The 22,383-nt window shown below is 38.0% G+C and carries 20 protein-coding genes; 4 read left to right on the plus strand and 16 right to left on the minus strand.

All coding sequences use genetic code 11. The annotated features are described in order from the left end of the window. Positions 1–81 precede the first annotated feature (81 nt). The 10 genes from PGP85_RS10440 to PGP85_RS10485 form a co-directional block, all read right to left on the minus strand. Positions 82–2,175, minus strand: a complete 2,094-nt coding sequence (locus tag PGP85_RS10440; protein ID WP_270327406.1) for a BglG family transcription antiterminator — start codon at positions 2,173–2,175, stop codon at positions 82–84. Between the two features lie 237 nt (positions 2,176–2,412). Beyond that, positions 2,413–3,471 (minus strand): zinc-binding dehydrogenase, encoded by a 1,059-nt coding sequence (locus PGP85_RS10445; RefSeq protein ID WP_270327407.1) that lies wholly within the window; start codon positions 3,469–3,471, stop codon positions 2,413–2,415. Positions 3,472–3,484: 13 nt separating this feature from the next. Next, on the minus strand, positions 3,485–4,753 hold the full coding sequence (locus PGP85_RS10450; protein WP_010742583.1) for a PTS galactitol transporter subunit IIC: 1,269 nt from the start codon (positions 4,751–4,753) through the stop codon (positions 3,485–3,487). Between the two features lie 27 nt (positions 4,754–4,780). Beyond that, positions 4,781–5,071 (minus strand): PTS sugar transporter subunit IIB, encoded by a 291-nt coding sequence (locus PGP85_RS10455; RefSeq protein ID WP_010742582.1) that lies wholly within the window; start codon positions 5,069–5,071, stop codon positions 4,781–4,783. Between the two features lie 14 nt (positions 5,072–5,085). Beyond that, on the minus strand, positions 5,086–5,559 hold the full coding sequence (locus PGP85_RS10460; RefSeq protein WP_270327408.1) for a PTS sugar transporter subunit IIA: 474 nt from the start codon (positions 5,557–5,559) through the stop codon (positions 5,086–5,088). Continuing rightward, entirely contained in the window at positions 5,559–7,634 is a 2,076-nt protein-coding gene (locus PGP85_RS10465; RefSeq protein ID WP_270327409.1) for a BglG family transcription antiterminator, read from the minus strand. The genes PGP85_RS10460 and PGP85_RS10465 overlap by 1 nt, the downstream gene beginning before the upstream one ends. Positions 7,635–8,218: 584 nt before the next feature. After that, on the minus strand, positions 8,219–8,452 hold the full coding sequence (locus PGP85_RS10470) for a hypothetical protein (protein WP_010742579.1): 234 nt from the start codon (positions 8,450–8,452) through the stop codon (positions 8,219–8,221). 450 nt (positions 8,453–8,902) lie between these two features. Next, on the minus strand, positions 8,903–9,304 hold the full coding sequence (locus PGP85_RS10475) for a DUF4809 family protein (protein ID WP_010742578.1): 402 nt from the start codon (positions 9,302–9,304) through the stop codon (positions 8,903–8,905). Then, positions 9,297–9,974 (minus strand): HAD family hydrolase, encoded by a 678-nt coding sequence (locus PGP85_RS10480; protein WP_010742577.1) that lies wholly within the window; start codon positions 9,972–9,974, stop codon positions 9,297–9,299. The genes PGP85_RS10475 and PGP85_RS10480 overlap by 8 nt, the downstream gene beginning before the upstream one ends. A 193-nt stretch (positions 9,975–10,167) precedes the next feature. Continuing rightward, positions 10,168–10,740, minus strand: coding sequence for a TMEM175 family protein (locus tag PGP85_RS10485; protein ID WP_010742576.1), 573 nt, complete (start codon positions 10,738–10,740; stop codon positions 10,168–10,170). A 321-nt stretch (positions 10,741–11,061) separates the two neighbouring features. On the opposite strand from PGP85_RS10485, the gene PGP85_RS10490 reads away from it, so the two are divergent. Further along, entirely contained in the window at positions 11,062–11,256 is a 195-nt protein-coding gene (locus PGP85_RS10490) for a hypothetical protein (RefSeq protein ID WP_010742575.1), read from the plus strand. Between the two features lie 48 nt (positions 11,257–11,304). Here PGP85_RS10490 and PGP85_RS10495 read toward each other — a convergent pair whose 3' ends face one another. After that, the gene (locus tag PGP85_RS10495) at positions 11,305–12,123 is read right to left on the minus strand and encodes a ZIP family metal transporter (RefSeq protein WP_010742574.1); all 819 of its coding nucleotides are present in this window, start codon (positions 12,121–12,123) and stop codon (positions 11,305–11,307) included. A gap of 284 nt (positions 12,124–12,407) precedes the next feature. On the opposite strand from PGP85_RS10495, the gene spxB reads away from it, so the two are divergent. Then, positions 12,408–14,129 (plus strand): pyruvate oxidase, encoded by a 1,722-nt coding sequence (gene spxB, locus PGP85_RS10500; RefSeq protein WP_010742573.1) that lies wholly within the window; start codon positions 12,408–12,410, stop codon positions 14,127–14,129. 38 nt (positions 14,130–14,167) lie between these two features. On the opposite strand, the gene PGP85_RS10505 is transcribed toward spxB, so the two are convergent. After that, a complete protein-coding gene (locus tag PGP85_RS10505) occupies positions 14,168–14,545 on the minus strand; it encodes a PTS sugar transporter subunit IIA (RefSeq protein WP_010742572.1) in 378 nt (125 codons plus the stop codon). Between the two features lie 140 nt (positions 14,546–14,685). On the opposite strand from PGP85_RS10505, the gene PGP85_RS10510 reads away from it, so the two are divergent. Next, on the plus strand, positions 14,686–16,305 hold the full coding sequence (locus PGP85_RS10510; protein WP_010742571.1) for an ABC-F family ATP-binding cassette domain-containing protein: 1,620 nt from the start codon (positions 14,686–14,688) through the stop codon (positions 16,303–16,305). An 85-nt stretch (positions 16,306–16,390) separates the two neighbouring features. Here the strand turns inward: PGP85_RS10510 and PGP85_RS10515 are convergent, their stop codons facing one another. Next, on the minus strand, positions 16,391–17,356 hold the full coding sequence (locus PGP85_RS10515; protein WP_270327410.1) for an AEC family transporter: 966 nt from the start codon (positions 17,354–17,356) through the stop codon (positions 16,391–16,393). A gap of 271 nt (positions 17,357–17,627) precedes the next feature. On the opposite strand from PGP85_RS10515, the gene PGP85_RS10520 reads away from it, so the two are divergent. Continuing rightward, positions 17,628–18,521 carry a LysR family transcriptional regulator gene (locus tag PGP85_RS10520; protein ID WP_010742569.1) on the plus strand — a complete coding sequence of 298 codons (894 nt, stop codon included), beginning with the start codon at positions 17,628–17,630 and terminating at the stop codon, positions 18,519–18,521. Positions 18,522–18,564: 43 nt separating this feature from the next. On the opposite strand, the gene PGP85_RS10525 is transcribed toward PGP85_RS10520, so the two are convergent. From PGP85_RS10525 to dnaB, 3 genes are all read right to left on the minus strand, one after another. Beyond that, the gene (locus tag PGP85_RS10525; RefSeq protein WP_010742568.1) at positions 18,565–19,431 is read right to left on the minus strand and encodes a DegV family protein; all 867 of its coding nucleotides are present in this window, start codon (positions 19,429–19,431) and stop codon (positions 18,565–18,567) included. A 74-nt stretch (positions 19,432–19,505) separates the two neighbouring features. Next, positions 19,506–20,798 carry an adenylosuccinate synthase gene (locus PGP85_RS10530; RefSeq protein ID WP_010742567.1) on the minus strand — a complete coding sequence of 431 codons (1,293 nt, stop codon included), beginning with the start codon at positions 20,796–20,798 and terminating at the stop codon, positions 19,506–19,508. 174 nt (positions 20,799–20,972) lie between these two features. Next, positions 20,973–22,334, minus strand: a complete 1,362-nt coding sequence (dnaB, locus tag PGP85_RS10535) for a replicative DNA helicase (protein WP_090404026.1) — start codon at positions 22,332–22,334, stop codon at positions 20,973–20,975. Between the last annotated feature and the right edge of the window lie 49 nt (positions 22,335–22,383).

A 22,383-nucleotide genomic window follows, 5' to 3' on the forward strand; every position in this document is an offset into this window, starting at 1 on the left:
AGCGCCTTTTATCTTCACTTGCTCATTAAAAATCAGAAAGGTCATAAAAAGCCCGCTCTTGAAAAGAACGGACTACAGCGCTTATGCTTTTTTGAATTCTTGGATGATAGTTAAAAGAGCTTCCTTGTCTTGTGCCTGATCCAATCGTTGAATCACCTTCGGATCACTAGCGATTTTTAATAGCTGCATCATAGGCTGGATGTGCATTTTTTTATCAATCGCTGAAATGACAACAACATAGCGATACGTTTGATTCTGACTAATGAATCCCTGCTTTACTTTTGCCAAACACATACCTAATTCAAGAGCTCCATTTTCAGGAACAGTATGAGGAATAACGATTTGATTTCCTAGCAAGATACTCGGTGTAACTTCGGGAAACTGTTCTTTTAAGTGCTTTAAATAACTCGGCTCAACGATTTCTCGATCAATCAGATTTTGCGTTGCCGCTTGTAGGACCTCCAACCAATTTAGTTCATTTTCTAAAATAATAATACTTTCTTTCGTAATCAAATCACTCAAGTTCAATTTCGTTTCATTGGTTAAAATCTCTTGATCTTGAATTTGGAATATCGAATTATAAGAAATCATCAGCTCTTTACGAATCTTGCCTTCTGCTTCAGCAGTCATGGGTAGATGCTTTTTAACAATCGATAAAATATGATCCGGTTGCAGCTTATAGCTATCAATTTTATAAATCAGCTGAATCACTTCATTGACGATCAAGGTCTTATTCATAGCAGACAAATCATTTCCAACGACGATAACCGGTAATTCCGTAGTCAATGGATTGGTTGAAAAAATCAATTGGACATCTAACATATCTTCTTTCTCATAAAATTCGCGAATTGAAAATGAACTGACAAAATGGATCATGGGAAACCAATTATCGAGAGTCTTTTCCAAAAGTTTTGAACTAATAATACCATTCGGACAAACGACCGCTGCTTTGACGATTGTATTGTCAAGATTAATCGGTTTTTCTTTATGCATATAGGCACCGATAAACATGGTAATCAGATAAATCTCATCATTGGGAATCCGTTCTTCAAAAAATTCTTCTAGCGGCGCTATAGAAGATTTTACGATAAAGAATAAAGGATCCAATTGGTTTTTGACAATATCTGTAAGAGTATAGTCCGATGTCAATCCATAACGGATCCGATAGTAAGCTGGTGTCAGATGGAGTGTCAAATTCTCGATTAGTTGCGCTTTATCATTTAGCTGAATAATCGTATTTTTTTCTAGCATAGCGATAAATGTTTCGATATGTGTTCGCAACGCGTCTTTGTTGAGAGAAAAAATATTGCTCAGATCCGTTATTTTCAGTGAAAGGATATAAAGACAAAGATACAGATGTTCTGTATACGATTTAGGCAGCATCTCCTGACCCGCTAATACCTTTACGATTGCTCCATACTCGTTAGTATCCATAATCTCTTTTGCCAACAAGCCAAACCGCTGCTCTATAAAGTGTTCGTTTTTAACTCTGCGATTCAAAAGTACCAAGAAATAAGGTGCTGTTTGTATTCGATTATCTGTGTATTGAACTTGTAATTCTTCCTCGGCCAAACGCAGCATTTTCCGTTGAGCATCAATTTCCGCTGGTTGGATCTCTAAGTATTTTTCAAAAATTAATCGATTGTAAATTGAATCCATTACTTGATCTGTTACTACAAGAATCAACCCGCGGATAGCCTCTTCATCCCCGCGGAAATAGTATCCGCCTTTTCTGGAATAATCGATCGTCAATTTATGCTTTTTCAATTGTTTCTTCAATTTCTTGATATCCGAAACGATCGTATTCTTACTAACTTCTAGGCTCTCTGAAAAGTGATAAAGAGAAAGATAGTCTGCTGAAAAGATCACTAATAAAATAACCAGCAGACGATGATCTTCATCTAAAAAACTATTCTCATCTGCCTTCAATTGACTTTCGTTATTCATGATTCCAGAGAATGCATCCACTACCTTTGTATCTACCACAAAACTGCCATTGCGTGATCGAATAATCTTACGATAGTCATTTTCCCCTAGATAGTCATTGATTTTTTTCAATGCGTAATCTAACTGATTGCGGGTCAGATCATATTTTTCCATAATCTCTTTTGAAGAAATTTTTACCGTAGAAGCGACTATCTGTAAAATCTGTACACTCCGATTGTCTAGATCCATCCGATTCCCTCCTGCCTCCATTTTTTACCTTAGTCTAGCTTGAATGAAAAAAATAGTAAACGTTTTCTTTTGTGAAATCAGATAAAAATAACAGAATATCAGAATTTTCAAGATGTTATGATACAGTACAAACGTCTATTCTGAACTGCTTGAATTAACACGCTAAAGTAGTTCTCCCTTACCAAAAATCCAAAAAAAAGTTGTGCCAAAAATTCTGGCACAACTTTCTCAACTTTATTAGAATTCTCCTGGATTAGATTCGATCATCACTTTGATCTCATTACCTTCCATAACTTTTTCAAATGCTTCACGCCATTGAGTTAGTGGATATTTTTTTGTAATCATTTCATCAATATTGATGGCGCCTTTAGCTAATAAATGAATAGCAATTGGCCAATCGTAAGGATTTTGTGACCGACTACCAATATATTGAATTTCACGTTGGATGATTGATTCGGTGTCTAGTTCAACCATCTTATTTGCGAAAAGTCCAACTTGGATAAATTGCCCACGTTTGCGAAGCAATGGTAAACTGGCATTTACAGCTGGCGCAGCGCCTGAAGCGTCGTACACCTTATCAACACCATAACCATCTGTCTCGTCGTTAACGATAGCAGCTAAGTCTTCTTTCATAGTATCTACAACAATATCCGCACCAAGTTTTTTTGCTAAAGCTAAGCGGTGAGCATCTTTTGTGATCCCGGTCATAATAACAAATGCACCAATTTCTTTAGCGATTTGCAATAAGAATAAACCGATTGGACCAGGGCCCATGATAATGATTTTATCTTTTAATTCTAGTTGACTCTTTTGATACATCGCATGAACACAACAAGCTAGCGGTTCACTCATTGCCGCTCCTTCATAGCTTAAATGATCGGGTAAAATATGAATACTTTCTTCGCGCGCTAATACATAATTTGCCATCGAACCATTTTGCTGAGTCCCGATCCCCTTGCGATAAGGGCATAAGTTGTATTGTTTTTCTTTACAGTATTCACATTTGCCACAGACATAAAAAGTTGTTTCGCTTGTTACGCGATCGCCAACTTTGACTTTTGTCACTTTGTCACCAACTTCAACAACTTGACCAGCAAACTCATGACCTAAAACAACTGGTGTTGTAGGATTTTTATACTCCCCTTTAAAGGTATGAATATCTGACCCGCAAATCCCAGTATAAGCTACTTTTATCAGCACTTTATCTTCACTTGCCTCAGGTACTGGCAAGTCAATAAATTCCATTTGATCGTAACCAGGTGCTTGTTTTGAAACACCCTTCATCATTTTACTCATTTCAATAGGCCCCCTACATAATTGAAGCGACAACTTCTGAAAGTTTCAAGAATATCCATTTTAAGAAGTTTCCGCCTGTATCTAAATTAGTGATTTGAGCTGCCCCATCCGGGAATTTCACAATTCCTTGCGCCATTTGAGTAATAACCGGTGCAAAGTTTGTAGCCATCAATAAAGCTGCGGCCATAACCACTGTTAACGAAATAACTGAGTGTAAAATATTTCCTTTACGGCTTGGTACAACTAGTGCTGCAAAGAAAGGTATAGTAGCTAAATCTCCAAAGGGTAATACACGGTTTCCTGGTAAGATTACAGCTAAGAACAATGTGATCGGCACCATCAAAAGACCAGTGGACAAAGCAGCAGGCGAACCTGTAGCTAAGGCCGCATCCATCCCTAGATAGATTTCACGGTCACCATAACGACTTTGCAATAGTTTTTGGGCTCCTTCTTGAATTGGAATTAGCCCTTCCATCAGAATTTTTACCATTCGCGGCATTAAGAACATAACACCACCCATGTTCATTCCGATTTTCAAGATACCAATAAAGTCGTATCCACCAAGTAATCCTAAGAACATCCCAATAATAATCCCCATGATCATGGGCTCTCCGAAAATTCCGAAACGTTTTTGAATCGTTTCTGGTTTTACATCTAATTTGTTAATGCCAGGAATCTTATCCACTAACCAGCCAACCGGTAAGGCCAAAATGGCATATCCTTGGGCCGAGCCCGTAGTAATACTAATTCCTTCTAATCCGTAATACTCTTGTACTTTTGGTGCAGTTTTATCGGCAATAATCTGAATAATAATCGTAAACAAAATTCCACACAGGATGCCAAAGAAAAAACTTTTTGTTACAATATAACCAGTTGCTGCCACAGAACTAACATGCCAGTAGTTCCAGATATCGATGTTCAGTGTTTTGGTTCGATTTAATGCCAACATGATTAAATTTACGATTAAGATCACTGGAATCATTACAGCCGCGATTGGTTGCGCCCATGTCCCGGCTGAGACTGCTGGCCAGCCCGCATCAATGATCGTCAGGTTCAAACCGAACCGTTCAACCATCGCCTGCGCCGCCGGACCAACGTTGGTTGTTAAAACCGTAATCACCAAATTAATTCCGATCATCCCAATACCAACAGTTATTCCTGAAATAATTGCTTTCTTCACTGGAACTCTAAAAATAATTCCAACAATAAAAATGATGATCGGCAACATGACACTTGGCCCGGCACCTAAAATACTTTGTACCACATCCATTAAACCATCCATTGATTCATTCCTCCTATATATAATAAATTATTGAATCCCTTTTGCTGCCTCGATGATTTCATTTTCAACTTTTTCTGTTCCAATCCCTGTTAAAAATGCCATCGCTTTAATTGCCGGAATCTTATACTCTGTCGGCAACATAGTCGTAGTGACTAACATATCCGCTCCATCTTGTTTAGATGCCGCTTCTGAAATTTTAATTTGCGTAATTTCCACCGGCATATTGTTCTTAGCAAACAAATCCTCAACCTTTTTCATAACCACTGTTGATGTTGCAATACCTGCGCCACACGCTACTAATACACGAATTTTTTTCATTTTAATACTCTCCCTTATAAATTATTTTTTTTAATCACACTGACTAATTCAGTTGCTGTATTTGCCAATAAAAGTTCCGATAAAGCAGATTCATTTTGCAGTAATCCCATTAACGATTGCAGCATTTCTAGTTGTGCATGGGGTTGGTTTAAACCTAGGACAAAGACAATCTGTGCTTTAACTTGCTGGTTGTTGTCCTCCATACTTTGAAAAACAACGGAATCTTGCAATGTTATCACCGCGACAAATTCTTCCAAGATACATTCAGCATCCGTATGCGGAATCGCTGCCCCCATACTCATCAGTTGAATCCCTGTTGGAAACGTTTCTTCCCGTGTTCTTATTCGATCCAAAAAATCTTCTCGTACCCAACCAAGATCAGATGCTTTCTGCGCAACTTGTTCAAATAGTTCCTCTCGAGAAGAGAAATTTTCTTGTGCGAAAACTAATGGATCTTTCACATAGGAACTCAGTGTCGTTTCTGTCATCATTTTGCCCTCCAATACTCATCGTTGAAATCTATCAACGTCTCACGTATTTCTTCTTTCGTTGTTGCCTTTTCTAGTCTTGCCAATTGATCCGCCCCTGCTAAACTCATCATTTCGAAGATCAAATCTAGATGTTCTTCTTTGTCGTTTGAAGCTAACAAGATGACCGTATGAATTTTTTTCCCATCTTCTGTAACGATTCCTTTTTTTACAATTCCCAAACTAATTCCTACACCGATTGCCCCCGCTTCTTTGACTGTATGAGGCAACGCGATTTTATGACGTAAAACCGTATACGCTGGTAAGATTGGCATTTCTTTTTTTAGAGCTTTGATATACTCTGGTGTGATAATTTTTTGCCGCTCTAAAGGTTCCCCTAACGCAGTTAATACTTCCGACCAACTGACTTCTTCTTCAAAGATTTGAAGCATTTCTCCTTTTAGTAAATCAACTAAATGCGGCCGTTTTTTTTCTAAAATTCTCGATTCCTTTGGTACGAACAAACCTAATAGCTCTTCATAAAGGCTAGTTTCATCTAGTATTTCCGCATGTTTTTTAACGACAGTTAAGATCTTTTCCGGCGTCACAATCTCTGTTTGGATAATTGCAGTTGCTCGCAGCACTCGCTCCCTTAATTGCCGTTTTTCTTTCTCAGGTAAAAAGCTGTCAACTACGAAAACTTTTTTTTCCGTTTTTAGCGGAACTGCTGAAAAAATAAAGTCTACATCATAATTGGTTCGATAAAACTCCCGTGCGGACATAGTTGTAACAAAATCAATTTCGGGTAATAAATTTCGCAGTGTATTTTCCAACAAGGCTGCTATTGAAATGCCGTTAGGACAAACGATAACTGCTCGTTTCCGATTTTCTGGATGGACGATCTCGGAACTTTCTACAATATGGCTGCCGATGAATAAAGAAATGAAAAACAATTCGGCATCAGGAATCGGCTGTTCAAAATATGTTTCTAATGGGCCACTAGCTTCCTTGACTAAGTAAAACAAAGAGAATAAATTGGCATCCTTATTTTCTTGGTAAAACCGTGTTTGCAGATTTAAATGATATTTGATCCGATAATAAGCTGGTCTCATATGTACCAAAAGTCGATCTAGCAGCTTTTCTTTGTCTTCTAACGTTACACCTGCAATTCGTTCAAAATTGGCAATAACCTTTTCCAAAGCTTCCTTCATTTTAGTCAGCTCTTTAACAGATAAGATATCGCCACGCGAAAGGTTGGTAGTCAATAAAAGCATCGTTAAGTAAACGCGTTCATTTTCACTCAACCCATCAACATCCCAAATTACTCGATCCGCGGCTAAATATTCTTTCGTATCCGCCAATTCTCGATAATTGATCTTGAAACTATACGAAATCAGTTTGCCTTTTTGTGCCCGCCGAATCATTAATATGATTAGTAAAGGTAATGTTTTTAGGCGTTCATCTGTGAATTGAACTTCCAACTCTTCTTCTACCAGTTCTACTCGCGTTCGAAAGGCTTCAATTTGTTTAGGATCGATATTAGCAAAATGTATAATAAAATTAACTCCGTTATGCATCATCGCTAGATTACCCAGTAGGTCAGAAAGTAAATTCCGCTTGTTCCATTCATCGCCTTGGATGAAGTATCCCTTTAATCGGGTATACTTCAGTGACAATTCATTTTGCTGTAACTCGTGATCAACTTCTTTCAGATCTCTTAACACTGTATTCCGACTAACTTTCAGTTCATCAATGAAATGATTTAATGAAAGATAATCTTCTTTACTCAACAACATCAACTCGATTATGGCCGCTCTTTCTTTACCTGAAAAAACGTAACTCTCAGTTGACACTCCGAGTTGGTCATCACCACCCTTATAAGTTGAAAGAATCTCATTTGCAATGAGAAAGTGACCATTTTTTGTTCGTTTAATCTCACCCAGATTTTCATCTAATAAAGAATCATTTATTTTTTTCAAAGCGTAATTCAATTGCCCTCGCGTTAAATCAAATTTTTCACATAGCGCTTTACTAGTGATCTGAGGGTTGTTGACTAACTCAACAAAAATCTGATTGGTTCGCTCTTCTAAATTCATTGTCATCCCTCTTTACATCCTCAATTTAATCTAAAACCGCTTACATTTCCATCTTATTTGTTCCCAAATAGTTCGGTGTTTTTTATGCAACTTGGTGCTTAAAAAATATTTATTTCACAAAAAAATATTTGTAAGAACAAAGAATGCCTAAATATAGGTGGAAATCAATGGTTACGTTTCTGTTTTTTGTTACACATTATGCAACTTGGTACTCTGAATCTTTCCTCATTCTATCAAGAGTCTCATTATTTGTCTGTTTTTTATGTAAGCTAGACTTTGCAGGAATTTGAAGAAAAAAGCCTGGCACATTAATTTGCCAGACTAAATTTTTCTCATTTAGTTGTTCACGCGTACGTTTTTTAGCATATGAAATAATTTCCAACTTCTTTTTCTTACAATTAAACTCCGAAAAAGATCCTCTATTATACAAACATAGTTCTTAACTAACAGTGGAAAGATAAACCAAAAAAATTTCTCCCAATATAAATAGATGGAACCTATTCGCTTTTTTTCTTTTTAAATTAAGTTCTCTCTTCGTCCTCATTATCATCTCTTTGAGCTCGTCAACTCAACTATTTTTCTCTTTATGGTTTCAGCAAATCCTTTTGAATACATTTAACTTTAACAATGGTTTGTTTCGTCTGACCATATCCGATAATGTGTTTTGTTACTTCAAATGCAATGAAAACATACGGAATCTTTTTTCTTTTCAAGATAATCTCATCCCCTGTTTCTGGTGGATTTTCTTGAATTTTTATTTGCACACCCTTCATGGGTGGACCATCTATCGTTTTATAAAAATAGTATTTTACTTTCATTTCAAACTACCTTCTTCACTTTCATGCCATTTAGTATACTCAGTAATCTATGGATGTCTAAAAATAACATCTCACAGACGGATTCATTTATATGCATTATTTAAAGTTATTTTGAGTAAAAATCAATTGTAGCTCAAGCTCTGTTGAAACGTTTTAATAAATATATTTAATAGTTATCCTTTAATCAAATCTCTAGAAAAAAGAACACTAATTTTCAAAAATAAATTTACCAAACACTACTTATTTACATTGTCTTCTTCTATTAAATCATTGCCTAATTAAATAAATTCTTTCCCGGAGAATTTTCACTCGACTCAATTAGCGAAATATCTTTCTAAGAAAAAAAGTGTGTATTTATGCGGATAATTATTTTAAATGAACAACAAAAAAGTGGAGAACATCACAGATCTTATCCGTGTGGCTCTCCACGCCCCTTACTAATTAAATCTTTTAGTTTCTTTCTATCTCATAGGGCTCAATTTCAAAAAGCTGTACCAAAATTTGATTGACCTTATCAAACAATTCGGCCGTATCTTCGAATGTTCGCTTAGTTTGAATTCGCTGGTTATCTCTTTGATAAACTATTTGTTCACCTAAATATTTCGGACTGACAATCTCTAAACCTTTTTTTAAAACAATCTTTTCCTCGCTAATGCCTACCGGAATAGCTGTTTCACGCCAACCATTCTTTTGTGCAATTGTTTGAACAAGTGAAGAAACGTCAAAACTATCTAATATTTCCGAACGTTGATCAGCAAAATGAATTGTAAAAGTCTCGGTACTTTGAAGTCCGCAAGCATTACACCCACCTTCAACCAAAAAAGCTTTACTGGAAATGATCGCTTTAGACACGCTGCTCCCTCACTTCTTGATAAATTTTAGCCAGTGTTTTGGCATCTAAATCAGAAAAAGTGGATACTACGACATCGGCAAATGCCAAATCTTGTTTCGGAAAAGAGGGGTTTGCAAAGCCTATGCCGACCAATCCAGCATTGCGAACCGCACCCGTACCATTCTTTGTATCTTCGATTCCTAAACAATTCTCAGGTTTAACACCTAAACGATTTGCTGCTGCTAAATAGACATCGGGTGCTGGTTTTGAATGTTCCACTTCTTCCGTGCTGACTACTTCTGAAAAATAATCGGACAATCCAATCTCCACTAAATTATCTTTAATTTCTGCCAACGAAGAGGAGGAAGCCACCGCTAGTTTTAACCCTCCCTCGTACAAGCGCTTTACAAACCCCTGTGCATGAGGGATCACTTTAATTCCATCATGTTTGGTCATTTCTTTTCGCAAATCGTTCATCTGTCGAACGTACTCTGGTACCGATAATGGTAATGAAAATTCCTGCTTCATCTGTTCCCACATATAATCGCCTGTAGTTCCCATGAATTGGTAATGGTAGCTCTCCTTAACTTCGTGTCCCGCTTCTTTAAGAATCTGTGATTTACTTTGAAAATAGATATACTCGGAATCAACCAAGACACCATCCATATCAAAAATAACTGCTTCTAACATAGATACCTCCATAAAAACATTTGCTTAAACTCTACCACAGATAATAAAAGGAATATAGTATTTCCTAAAAACTACGAACTCATAATAGTGAATAATCAAGAATAGGATGGATATAAAAACTTGCCGTTTTCAACAACAGTAACAGTTAACAATTTATTACTATAAAAAAAAGCACAGCTCAAGGCTGCGCTTTCTATAACGTCTTTTCGATAGCTTTTTCAGGAATAAACCACATCAATAGAATCAGAACATTAACAATCAATACCGCGATTGGTGCAATTAACTTTCCTAGGATCAAAGCCAATAGTGCAAGTCCAATCGACAAATATGATTTTGGATAATGTTTAAACATTTGTCCGATCTTCGAATCTTTCCCATTAGCTCGTATCAATGCCTGTACTAATAAATAATACGCTAAGTCGGTTCCTAACGTGACCAATCCATATAAAGCTTGCGGCGGCCAGTCAAACGGATAATCCCCTACCCAAGCAGTGACATACGGAAAGAGCGTCATCATCAAAATCAAAAAGTTATTAGCCCATAGAACCCTGCCATCTACTTTCCGCACTAGTTGAAAAAGATGATGGTGATTATTCCAATAGATGGCCAAGCTGATAAAACTGATCAAGTACACAATAAATTTGTGTTCCATTTGTAAAAAGGCAGACCAAGTAGGCGCACCCGGTTCATGTAATTCTAAAACTAAAAGGGTCATGATGATTGCAATGACCGCATCTGTAAAAGCTTCAATTCGTGATTTTGGCATTTTTTCTCCTAACAGTCATTGCTAACTAAAAATAAGATAAATTACTATGGATACTATTAAACAAAAAAAAGCCTAAAATATCAAGAATAATGTCATTCTGCTTCATTAATTTGATCCGCTCGTTATTTCTCGTTATCTTAATCGCTATTTAGATGCTCTTTTTTACAAATATATGGTAATTGGGACCTGTGCTTTTTCTTCATTATTAAATTTAACAGCACAAAAATTCTTACGAGAAATACGTCTTAAGTTGGACGTAAGCAAGAATATAATTTGCTAAACTAGGTTTAAGTTAAAACAAATGGAAAGAAGGAATTCAAAATGATGAAAAATTATCCTATGGTTGTTCGAATTTTAGCTGTTGTCGGCTTTTTCTTAGTTGCTAGTTTGATTTTAAGTATTGTAGGCCCGCTCCTTTCAGGTCTGATCGGTTTATTCTTTAGAATCGCAATCCCATTAGCAATTGCTTATTTCTTAGTCAATTGGTTAACCAAACGTCGTGGACGGACATATTAAAAAAATCGTAGAACAATGGTCGTTTCCTAACCACTGTTTTACGATTTTTTATCCCAACGCCACATCCAAGATCATCATAATAATAAATCCTGCCATCGCGCCAAATACTCCAAAATGATGCTTACTATCCGTCGTTGCTTGGGCTTCTGGGATCAATTCCTCTACTACTACATAAATCATAGCTCCGGCCGCAAAAGATAGGGCGTATGGCAACAGAGGCTGAACACTCGTTACTAGGATCGCTCCTATGACAGCTGCGATCGGTTCTACGAGGCCTGATGCTTGTCCGTAAAGGAATGACTTCGTTCGACTCAGCCCTTCCTGTCGCAAGGGAATCGAGACTGCTGCACCTTCTGGAAAATTTTGAATCCCGATCCCTAATGATACAGAAATTGCAGCTAAAACTGCAGCTGCCGGATTCGCCGCTTCATTGGCTGCTCCAAAAGCAACTCCAACTGCCAAACCTTCCGGAATGTTATGCAAAGTAATCGAAAATACTAGCAAAATTGTCCGCTTTAAATGACTGGGTAATCCTTCTTTTTCTTTATTCGGTCCAAAATGCATATGAGGGATTGTTTTGTCTGCTATATAAAGAAATAGCCCTCCCAGACCAAAACCGAGACTCACTACTAGCCAAGGAATCGATCCGTTCTCCTCTGCAGCCTCTATTGCTGGGTCTAACAGCGACCAAAAACTCGCCGCAATCATTACACCAGAAGCAAATCCCAACATTAGGTTCAATACATTACGATTGATATTTTTGAAGAAAAAAACTAATGCAGCACCTAAAGCTGTCATTCCCCAAGTAAATAGTGTGCCCACTAATGCTTGCTGCCAGGCTGCTAAATTAAGTAGCCATCCAATCATAAGAACCTCCTACTTCCCATTAATATATACTTTTTTCAGAAGATCAGTCGATTATTCGGATATAAACTAATCGAATACTTTGCCCCTACATCCTATTTTAATTGAAATTACTGGGTATAACCGACAAATCTAAACTGGTATCCTGAAAACGTTTGTTTGATATAACCTTATCATGTTTTAGGTGTGCCTGTAAACTTCTTTGGAGACACTTTCTTTGCTGGTTTTTTTAAGACGCGTTATACTTTTTTAGTAGGAAACTTACAAAAAGAAAGTGAGTGAAGAAGATGTCTAAAATTAATGCAGGCGTTGCTATGGTCAATGTTTTAGAGGCTTGGAAAATTGATCATATCTATGGAATTCCCGGCGGTTCATTCAACTCGACGATGGACGCGTTGTACCATGAACGTGAATCAGTAAAATACATCCAAGTTCGACACGAAGAAGCCGGTGCTTTAGCAGCTGCTGCTGATGCAAAATTAACTGGTAAAATCGGTGCTGTTTTTGGTTCTGCCGGTCCTGGAGCTAGTCACTTAATCAACGGTCTCTATGACGCACAAATGGACCATGTTCCTGTTCTAGCTTTGTTAGGACAGGTTGCTTCAACTGCCATGAATTATAATTCTTTCCAAGAATTAAATGAAAATCCCATGTTTGCAGATGTCAGTGTCTACAATCGAACCGTGATGACTCCCGAAAGCTTGCCTCACGTGATAGATGAAGCTATTAAAGCGGCGTATCAACAAAAAGGTGTCGCTGTTGTTACAATCCCTGTAGATTTTGGTTTTGCAGAAATCGAGGAAGAAGAAATCGCAACTGCGAAAAATCATAAAACTGGCGTTTTGCTTCCTGATGAAACTGATCTGAAGGCTGCTTTACCTTTAATTGAAGTAGCGAAACAACCCGTTCTTTATGTTGGGCAAGGTGTACGTGGTGGCTTCGATGCTATTAAAACCTTCGCTGAACATTTCTCAATGCCCGTCGCTGCAGCTGTTTTAGCTAAAGGAATTGTTCCTGATCTATATGAGAACTTCTTAGGCTTTGCCGCTCGTGTGGCAACCAAGCCAGCGAATGAAGCTTTAGCCGATGCTGATTTGATTGTATTTGTCGGTAGCGATTTCCCGTTTGGTCGTTATTTCTTCAATCCGGATGCAAGATTTATTCAAGTTGATATTGACGCAACTAAATTTGGGCGTCGTCATCCTGTAGATCAATCCATTTTAGGTGACGGTGCAACAGCTCTTCGCCGATGGACTGAGCTTGGAAAAGAGCGCCCTGCAGATGCATGGCTGAAAGCTAATCAAGAAAATATTCGTAATTGGCATGCTTGGCGCAAGAGCTTCTACGACGATGATTCCACACCACTCCGCGCAGAACCTGTTTTCAAAGAAGTTAATCGGATTGCGGAACAAGATACCGTTTATGTTGCCGATGTTGGGAATGTTACATTGAATGCGATTCGCCACTTAGAAATGAATGGCGATCAACAATTCACAACTTCTGGTTGGTTCGCAACGATGGGAAATGGTGTACCTGGCGGGATTGCAGCACAATTAACTTATCCCGACAAACAAGTCTTTACTTTCAGTGGCGATGGCGGCTTTGCAATGCAAATGCAAGATATCATCACTCAAGTAAAATATAATTTACCGATCATCAATGTAGTCTTTTCTAATAATGCCTTTGGCTTCATTGAAGCGGAACAAGAAGATACAGAACAACAAAAATTCGGTGTCTTCTTAGAAGGTGCTGACTTCGGCAAAGTTGGAGAAGCGCTCGGTGCTGATGGCTTCACGATTACTGAATACAGTCAATTAGAACCTGCTTTCACAGCAGCGAAAGCCAGCAAACGTCCTGTCGTGATCGATATCAAGATCAAGGACGAACGACCTTTACCAGTCGAAGCGCTAGAATTAGAACCAGAAAAATTCTCAGCGGAACAAATCAATGCCTTCAAAGAAAAATATCAAGTTCATGATATGCCCACCCTACGTGAACTATTGAAATAAAATGAAAAGGTTGTGCCTGATAATTTAGGCACAACCTTTTACATTCTTCGAATCGTCTGTTTTGCTTCTACTTCTAATTGTTTCGTTAATTCATCTGCTGGTATTTCTCGATTCACCAAAGCTTGCAAGACCATCGGTAAGTTTACTCCTGTCACTAAAGATTGGCGTGGATCATTCACTACGCAAAAACTAGCATAGCGAAATGGTGTGCCGCCAAACATATCGACTAACCAAACAAGTTCATCAACTTTCGTCAATAAATCTTTAGCGAAATCATCGATTTTTTCTTGTAGTCCTGTAGCACCTGGTTCTATATTTAGTGTTTCTACACAGTCCTGCTCACCTAAAATGGATTCAGCCGTTTTCAATAGACTATCCGCTAAATGGTCGTGGGTCGCGATAATTATCCCGATCATACTGACACATCCCTTCAGTTCTTCAGTCTATCTTATTTTAATCGGCAAGTAAATTCTTAAAGGTTGACTTGAAACTTCAGATGTTCCTCGATATAATGCAAAGAGGCCTTGCGCCAATACTGATAAAGCGAGGAAAATCATTGATTACAGTAAATGACGTTAGTTTACAATTTCCTGATCGTAAATTATTTGATGACGTAAATATTAAATTCACTCCCGGCAATTGTTACGGGTTGATTGGTGCGAATGGCGCCGGAAAATCAACCTTTCTTAAGATTTTAGCAGGCGATATTCAGCCTTCTACTGGTTCTGTTACTTTAGGTCCTAATGAACGGATGGCTGTTCTAAAACAAAATCATTTTGACTTTGAAGAGTATACTGTTCTTGAGACAGTCATTATGGGACACGAACGCTTATACCAAGTTATGCAAGAAAAAGATGCCGTTTATATGAAGGAAGATTTCACTGATGAAGACGGTATTCGTGCAGCCGAACTGGAGGGTGAATTTGCCGAACTTGACGGCTGGGAAGCCGAACCAGAAGCTGCTGTTTTATTGCAGGGGTTAAATATTCCTGAAAGCTTGCACCAACAAAAAATGAGTGAATTGACAGCCGGACAAAAAATCAAAGTCTTATTGGCTCAATCGCTTTTTGGTAAACCCGATGTTCTATTACTGGACGAACCAACGAATGGATTAGATATCCAATCAATTGACTGGTTAGAAGAATTCTTAATCAACTTTGAGAACACCGTAATCGTCGTATCCCATGACCGTCACTTCTTAAACAAAGTATGTACTCACATGGCTGACCTAGACTTCGGTAAAATCAAATTGTATGTCGGAAACTACGATTTTTGGTTAGAATCAAGCCAGTTAGCAACGAAATTACAATCACAACAAAATGCTAAAAAAGAGGAACAAATCAAAGAGTTACAAGATTTTATTGCTCGTTTCAGCGCCAATGCATCGAAATCAAAACAAGCGACCTCCCGAAAGAAAATGTTGGATAAAATTACGTTAGATGACATTCAACCATCTTCGCGCCGCTATCCATTTGTACAATTCAAACCAGAACGAGAAATCGGTAATGACTTGTTACAACTTGATAATATTAGCGTAACGATCGACGGCAAAAAGATTTTAGATAATATCTCTTTTACTTTGAACCGTGATGATAAAGTCGCTTTCATCGCTGAAAATGACTTAATAACGACCACATTATTCAAAGTTATTATGGGTGATCTTGAACCGGACTCAGGGACTATCCGTTGGGGTGTAACGACTAGTCAGGCTTATTTACCAAAAGATACTACAAAGGAATTTGACAGTTCTATGCCGATTCTTGATTGGTTACGTCAATATGCCAGCAAAGAAGAAGATGACAATACTTTCTTGCGTAGTTTCTTAGGTCGGATGTTATTCTCAGGCGATGAAGTCATGAAGCCTGTCAACGTCTTGTCTGGTGGAGAAAAGGTTCGTTGTATGTTGTCGAAATTAATGTTGTCAAAATCAAACGTTTTGGTTTTAGACGATCCGACCAACCATTTGGATTTAGAATCAATCTCCGCATTGAATGATGGTTTAATTGCGTATAAAGGTTCGCTTCTATTCGCCTCTCATGACCATCAGTTCATCCAAACGATCGCTAACCGTATTATTGCGGTTTCTGAAAATGGCGTCGTTGATCGTGCAGAAACAACTTATGATGAATTTTTAGAAAATCCAGAAGTCCAAAAACAAATGAGTCAATTATCTTAATAAGAAATCGACTAAATATTTGGAAACAGTTTCACAACACAAAAACCATTTGCGATTTTTCGCAAATGGTTTTTGTGTTGTGAAACTAAATAAATTGAACAAGTTCCATCAAGATCGGAACAACGACCACAAATAATATGGTACTGGTTGTTACTAAATTTGTAGCATATTTAACATCACCATGAGCTTCATTTGCTAAAATTGGCAATACAGCCAACATCGGTGTAGCAGATTGTACAATCAACGTTTGTTTCAAAAGAGGTGCTAGACTAGCCCCAAAAGCATTCGACCCAAGAGCGATCAAGGCGATCAATACAGCAGGTGCTAAAACGAAACGTCCCAGTAAAGCTACGACTGTATCACGATCAAATCGTATACTCTTCAAACCTGCATCATGCAAAACAATCCCGATATAAAGTAAAGATAGCGGTGTAACAATGCTGCCTACATAACCAAGCGTTGCATTGATAAAGCTTGGTACAGGAATCCTTACTAATAGGAAAATGATCGCTACGATGAAGCCTAGTAGTGGCGGTGGCAATAGTTTCTTCCAATTCAACTTGGCTTTGTTTTCACCTTTGACTTTGGTTGGATCATCGTTTGAGATCAAGAACACTCCAAAAGCCCAAGTAGACACGGTGTTGGTCACATAATAAACCAAGAAATACGGTAATGCCTTTTCACCGAATAATGCGATATTCAAAGGCAAACCAATAAAGATCGTATTTGCATTTACAATAGCATTCATAAAAATACCGCGACGACCTGGACGAACCTTTAGAAGTTTAACTAACGCATACGCTAAAATATAGGAAATAATAACCGCACCAACTGGATAAATTAAGCTTCCTGATAATTGAAATAAACTTTCTCTTGTTAAATTCTTTAAAACGGAAACAAAGATGGAGGCCGGCAATGCTACACGTGTGATTAAGGACGAAATACTCTTGCCAAAACTTTCGTCAAACCAGCCTTGTCGTTTCAATATATATCCTAAAGCAATCATTATAATGATACTTAAAACACTTTGAATTGATTGAAAGAAAATCATTTTTTTTCCACCTTTCTACCAACTGTTTTTTTCAAACAGTTACTGCTCTGAGATCATTTCATTTGTTTTAACTTCTTCTCTTTTGTAACGACCTCAGCTGATTCCTTCACAAAAATGGTTTCTTTATCTATGAACGCTATTTCTTTCATTTTTTTACGTCTTCGATGAATACAAGTAAGACGATACACGTTCTCACAAACTATAGTCAAAACAAAAGCCTAGGATAAATTTTATTTATATGATAGTCTAATTTCACAAAAAGGAGCTTATTATGAATTTTAAAGATCTAGAATACTTCCAACGTTTAGTTCGAGAAAAAAATTTTACCAAGGTTGCGAATGCCTTTCATGTCAGCCAACCAACTATCACTTATGCTGTTAAAAGACTGGAAGAAGAGTTAGGCACACAGCTCGTCTATCGTGATCAATCTCATAAACAATTGATCATCACACAAGCTGGAATGATTCTTTCTCGCCATATTTCGAATATTTTAAAAGAAGTCACAATTGCTATTACTGAAATTGATCGTTTAAAAGAAGAGACATTAGATTTTGGTCTACCGCCGATTATTGGAAACTTCTATTTTCCAAAACTGTCTTCCTACCTATTCAAAAATAATTTGATGCGCCACATCCATCTGGTAGACGGCGGTTCGCGAGATCTTTATAGTCTATTACGCCGTGGAAAAATTGATCTTGCCCTTCTTGGTTCGACGCAGCCCATCCGTGATGATGAATTGACTAGTGAACTTCTGATTGAAAAAAGATTCATGATCGTAGTAAGCCCAAATCATCCATTGGCTAAAAGGAAAGAATTGGCCTTCTCCGAGCTGAAAGAAGAACCTTTTGTCTTATTGAATGAACACTACGTTCATCCAACAGCATTTAAAAAAATGGCGCAGCAAGCCCATTTTGAACCAGAAATTATTTACCAAAATAGTAATTTGAATATCTTAAAAGGGATGATTCGTGAGCAAATCGGCATTGGTTTTTTAGCCGAACTCGCTGTTTCTCCAGAAGATAATTTGATTAAGATCCCTATTACTGATGAACCTCAACCTACTTTTATGATCTCACTCGTTCAACGAGAACAAATTTTGAATTCAATGATTCGTGGTCAATTGATTGACTTAATTCGCAACTTCAGTCAGCAAAAAGGGCAATAAAAAAAGAAGAAATCAAATAGATTTCCTCTTTTTTGCTCGTTTATTAATCTCTCTTTTCACCACGAGTGAAGACTGCAATACAACCAAGGCCAGTATGACTAGCAATCGTTGTCCCCAATGGGAAAATACGAATTTCCTTCGGATGGATACTTTCTTCCAAATGACGTTTTACTTCTTCCGCACCTACTTGATCAGCACTAGTAGTAATAAAAATCGTTTGATTCACTGGGTCAGTTGTTGCATCAGCAATTTTGTCAGCAACTAACTGTAACGCTTTTTTACGTCCCCGTACTTTTTCAACATTTTGTAATTTGCCTTCAACATCGACTGTAATAATTGGTTTGATATTCATTAAACCACCAATTGCCGCACTCGTCTTAGAGATTCGTCCACCGCGTTGCAAATGGTTTAAATCATCTACTGTTACCCAATGATGGTAAGTCAACTTATTATCTTCCAACCACTGATACAAATCGTTTATTGTCATACCTGCTTGTTGTTTCTTAGCAGCTTCATAAACCATCAGTCCTTCACCGCCACTAGCGGCTAAAGAATCCACCACGTAGACCTCTGCATCTGGTAAGTCTTCTTTTAAGATTTCAACAGCCTGCATCGCACTTTGATAAGATCCACTCATTCCGGATGAAAAACAAATATACAAAATAGGGACATTCTTTTCAGCGTAGCTACGGAAAAATTCCACATAACGACCAACATTAACCTGCGACGTCGTTGGCATCGCTCCGTCTTTGATTTTTTGATAAAAATCATCGATCTTAAAACTGCGCCCCAAGTCATCCGCGAATTCTGTTCCGTCTATTGAGACATACATCGAAATAAAATCAACGTTATTTTCTTCTAGTAATTCATAAGGCACATCGCAACATGAATCTGTCAGAATCTGATACATTCTAAAATCCTCCAAACACCCACTTAATAGTAAATCTATTTTACTCGATAATTGGCTGCTTGTCTCATAATATGTTAGATCTGTGCCCAAACACTCTCCATAATATTTGTTTGAGTCCGATCCGGACCTACAGAGAACGTTGAGATTCTTACACCGACAAGTTCAGAAACGCGCCGAACATAGTTACGCGCATTTTCTGGCAAGTCCGCTAAATCGCGGCATCCTGTGATATCCTCGCTCCATCCCGGCAGTTCTTCATAGACTGGTTTACAACGGTTCAGTTCTTTAAGGCTTGCTGGATAATGATAAATCAGTTCTCCATCCAATTCGTAAGCAGTACAGATTTTAACTGTCTTTAATCCGCTTAAAACATCGATTGAATTCAAAGATAGATTAGTGATCCCTGAAACACGTTTAGAATGACGCATTACAACAGAATCAAACCAGCCAACACGACGTGGGCGACCAGTTGTTGTACCGTATTCACGTCCAACTTCACGTATTTGATTTCCAACTTCATCAAATAACTCCGTTGGGAAAGGACCATCACCGACACGTGAAGTGTATGCCTTACATACGCCAACTACTTTGTCGATCTTCGCCGGTCCTACGCCACTACCAATTGTCACACCACCAGCAACAGGGTTGGATGAAGTAACGAAAGGATATGTACCTTGGTCTATATCCAACATAACACCTTGTGCGCCTTCAAAGAGAACACGTTTCCCTTCATCCAAAGCATCATTCAAGATAACTGATGTATCCGTTACGTATTGTTTGATTTGTTGTCCATATTCATAATATTCTTCAAAGATATCCTCGAAGTCCATCGCCTCATCATCAAACATTTTAACGAATTGACGATTTTTTTCTTCTAAATTGATCTTCAAACGTTCTTCGAAAATTTCTTTATCCAATAAATCTGCCACGCGAATACCTACACGAGCTGCTTTATCCATGTAAGCAGGTCCAATACCTTTGATAGTAGTACCAATTTTATTTTCACCTTTTGCATCTTCTTGCAACTGGTCTAACTTGATATGGTATGGCAAAATTACGTGAGCTCGATCCGAGATACGTAAGTTATCCGTTGTGATCCCACGTTCATGTAAGTAAGCCAATTCCGTAACTAATGATTTTGGATTGACCACTACGCCATTCCCGATGACACTAGTTTTTTCTTTGTAGAAAATACCAGAAGGAATCAAGTGTAATTTATATGTTTCATTGTCAAATTTGATTGTATGACCTGCATTGTCTCCACCTTGGTAACGAGCAATGACTTCCGCATTTTCACTCAAAAAATCCGTGATCTTTCCTTTACCTTCATCGCCCCACTGCGTCCCTACAACTACTACAGATGACATCTGAACACCTCATTTTATTTTATTTAATCCTGAATCATTGTATCAAGAAAAGCGTCACACTTCAATGAAAATTCGAATATTAAAGGATAACGGAGAAAAAAAGAAGGGAAATCACGAACATTATTTTCGAATAACAAAGAAAATACAAAAAAAAGCACAAGTTCAAAACTTGCGCTAAAAATCTTCCCTAGGTGATAATGAAGAAAATTTATTGTATTCCTTGATAAAGAGCAGTTCAACAGTTCCTCGCGCCCCGCTCCGGTTTTTCTCAATGATCACTTCGATCACGTTCCGGTTGGCTAATGATTCTTCCTCTTCTTCACCTTCACGGTCATAATAGTCATCACGATATAAGAAGGCTACGATATCAGCATCTTGCTCAATTGATCCTGATTCACGAATATCGCTTAACACTGGACGTTTATCTTGCCGTTGCTCAACACCACGAGAAAGCTGTGATAAAGCAATAATTGGTACTTTCAATTCTTTGGCAAGTTTCTTTAATTGTCGTGAAATCTCAGAAACTTCTTGTTGACGATTCTCTCGGCCAGTCCCTTCAATCAACTGCAAGTAATCAATCAATATCAAACCAAGGTTGCCCTTTTCTTTTGCCAACTTATGACATTTTGCTCTGATCTCGGAAACTTTAATACCTGGGGTATCATCGACATATATATTTGCCCGCGAGAGACTTCCCATAGCAACGATCAAATTCTGCCATTCTTCCTCAGACAATTGTCCAGTTCTCAAATGACTCGCTTCGATTGACCCTTCTGAACACAACATCCGGTTAACGAGTGATTCTGCCCCCATTTCCAAACTGAAAATGGCCACTGCTTTATCTGTCTTAGTCCCGACATTTTGGGCAATATTAAGAGCAAATGCCGTTTTCCCAACTGCAGGACGTGCTGCTAAGATAATTAATTCTTCGGCTTGTAATCCCGCTGTCATCTTATCCAACGCTGCATATCCTGTTGGTAAACCAGTAATCTCTTCATCATTTCGTGCCAATTGATCAATATTTTCAATAGCGGTATTTAACACCTCGCTAATGGTTAAAAAACCGCTCTTATTACGTCGTTCGGATACTTCCATAATATTACGTTCGGCAGCATCTAAAATCGTCTGAACGTCGTCTCCTTGCTCAAAACCCTGAGTCACAATATTCGTAGCGGTTTGAATCAGATTTCGCAACAAGGATTTTTCTTCCACGATCTTAGCATAATAACCAACGTTAGCAGCAGTTGGAACACTCAAAGCAAGTTCAGATAAATAACTTAATCCACCTGCATCTTCCAACTGATTTTGTTGTTCCAGCAATTCCTTAACCGTCACCACATCAATTGCTTCATTGCGATCATTTAATTGGATCATTCCACGAAAAATCAATTGATGACCGCGACGATAAAAGTCTTCTGGAACTATGTACTCCATGGCTGTGATCAAAGCATCGGTCTCCAAAAAAATGGAACCTAGAGTAGCTTGCTCAGCTTCGATACTTTGGGGTGGCACACGATCTTGTAACATTTCGCTCATGTTTGTTTACGCTCCTCTTGTCCATCTATTTTACAAAATCTATCCGTTA

Origin of the sequence: Enterococcus malodoratus (assembly GCF_027659535.1) — a bacterium.
Taxonomy (GTDB): domain Bacteria; phylum Bacillota; class Bacilli; order Lactobacillales; family Enterococcaceae; genus Enterococcus_A; species Enterococcus_A malodoratus.